Here is a 2,127-nt window from a genome sequence, read left to right as displayed (position 1 = left end):
CGAAGTCTGGTCGGCCGTGATGGTGACCTTGACCAGGTCGCCTTCGTTGCTGCCGCCCGGATTGCCTGGGGTGCCAGGCTCGTCGGTGACGGTAGTGCTGACCGGGGTCTTGTCCAGCGTCAGTTGCTCGAACTTGCCGACGTCCGCACCTCCAACGGTTGCGATCGACATCACGACAGGGTCGTTGGTGCCGACGTAGACGTTGTCCGGGGCAGTCACGGTAGCAGTACCCACGGTACCGTTGGCCGGCACGGTGATGACGGTTTTGCCGTCGCTCAGCGTGAAGGTCAATGCACTGTGGTTGTTGATCGGCAGACCGTCTTTGTTGGTCAGCGTGATGGTGTAGGTGATCTCGCCGCCTTCGGTCACCGACGGGGTCGCGGTCAGCTTGGCCACCACTTCGTCGGTGGTGTCGGTGACTTGAACCGAAGCGTTGCCGCCCAGTTGCAGGTTCTCGAAGGTGCGACCGTCTACATCCACAGCAGACGTGATGCCCAGGCTGATCTGGCCAGCGTCGTTGTAGACGTCATCGCCTTGCGCAGCGTGGGTGTATGGCGCGCTGGTCTCGCCGGCCTTGATGGTGACCTGGGCGTTGTTGCTCAGGGTCACGACCAGGTCGTGAGCCAGCGGCTGGTTTACGTGCACGGTGAAGATCGGTTTGACGTTCTCGGCCACCGAAGTCTGGTCGGCTGTGATGGTGACCTTGACCAGGTCGCCTTCGTTGCCCGGCGTACCTGGCTCGTCGGTAACCGACGTGCTGACCGGCGTCTTGTCCAGCGTCAGTTGCTCGAACTTGCCGACGTCCGCACCTTCAACGGTTGCGATCGATTTGATCACAGGGTCGTTGGTACCGACGTAGACGTTGTCCGGGGCAGTGACGGTAGCAGTGCCCACGGTGCCGTTGGCCGGCACGGTGATGACGGTTTTGCCGTCGCTCAGCGTGAAGGTCAATGCACTGTGGTTGTTGATCGGCAGACCGTCTTTGTTGGTCAGCGTGATGGTGTAAGTGATCTCGCCGCCTTCGGTGACCGACGGGGTCGCGGTCAGCTTGGCCACCACTTCGTCGGTGGTGTCGGTCACTTGAACCGAAGCGTTGCCGCCCAGTTGCAGGTTCTCGAAGGTCGCACCAGTGGCATCCACCGCCGAGTTGATACCCAGGCTGATCTGGCCAGCATCGTTGTAGACGTCATCGCCCTGCGCAGCGTGGGTGTACGGCGCGCTGGTTTCGCCGGCCTTGATGGTGACCTGGGCGTTGTTGCTCAGGGTCACGACCAGGTCGTGAGCCAGCGGCTGGTTGACGTGAACAGTGAAGGTCGGTTTGACGTTCTCGGCTACCGAAGTCTGGTCGGCGGTGATGGTGACCTTGACCAGGTCGCCTTCGTTGCTGCCGCCCGGGTTGCCTGGGGTACCAGGCTCGTCGGTGACGGTAGTGCTGACCGGGGTCTTGTCGAGTGTCAGTTGTTCGAACTTGCCGACATCCGCACCTTCAACGGTTGCGATCGATTTGATCACAGGGTCGTTGGTACCGACGTAGACGTTGTCCGGGGCAGTCACGGTTGCAGTGCCCACGGTGCCGTTGGCCGGCACGGTGATGACGGTTTTGCCGTCGCTCAGCGTGAAGGTCAATGCACTGTGGTTATTGATCGGCAAGCCGTCTTTGTTGGTCAGGGTAATGGTGTAAGTGATCTCACCGCCTTCGGTCACCGAAGGGGTCGCGGTCAACTTGGCCACCACTTCGTCGGTGGTATCGGTCACTTGAACCGAAGCCGCACCGCCCAGCTCCAGGTTTTCGAAGGTGCGACCGTCTACATCCACAGCAGACGTGATACCCAGGCTGATCTGGCCAGCGTCGTTGTAGACGTCATCACCCTGAGCAGCGTGGGTGTACGGCGCGCTGGTTTCACCGGCCTTGATGGTGACCTGGGCATTGTTGCTCAGGGTCACGACCAGGTCGTGAGCCAGCGGCTGGTTGACGTGAACAGTGAAGGTCGGTTTGACGTTCTCGGCTACCGAAGTCTGGTCGGCCGTGATGGTGACCTTGACCAGGTCGCCTTCGTTGCTGCCGCCCGGGTTGCCTGGGGTACCAGGCTCGTCGGTGACGGTAGTGCTGACCGGCGTCTTGTCCAG

General features: G+C 61.4%; 1 protein-coding gene. It reads right to left on the bottom strand.

The window, feature by feature from the left end; all coding sequences use genetic code 11:
* Positions 1–2,127 (bottom strand): immunoglobulin-like domain-containing protein (locus ACF8FB_RS10615; RefSeq protein WP_392511317.1); only part of this gene is annotated, 2,127 nt, incomplete at both ends.

The sequence above is a fragment of the Pseudomonas sp. yb_2 genome (assembly GCF_043103905.1).
Taxonomy (GTDB): domain Bacteria; phylum Pseudomonadota; class Gammaproteobacteria; order Pseudomonadales; family Pseudomonadaceae; genus Aquipseudomonas; species Aquipseudomonas alloputida.
Note: the sequence above shows the minus strand (reverse complement) of the source record. Positions and strands in the feature narration are given on the sequence as shown.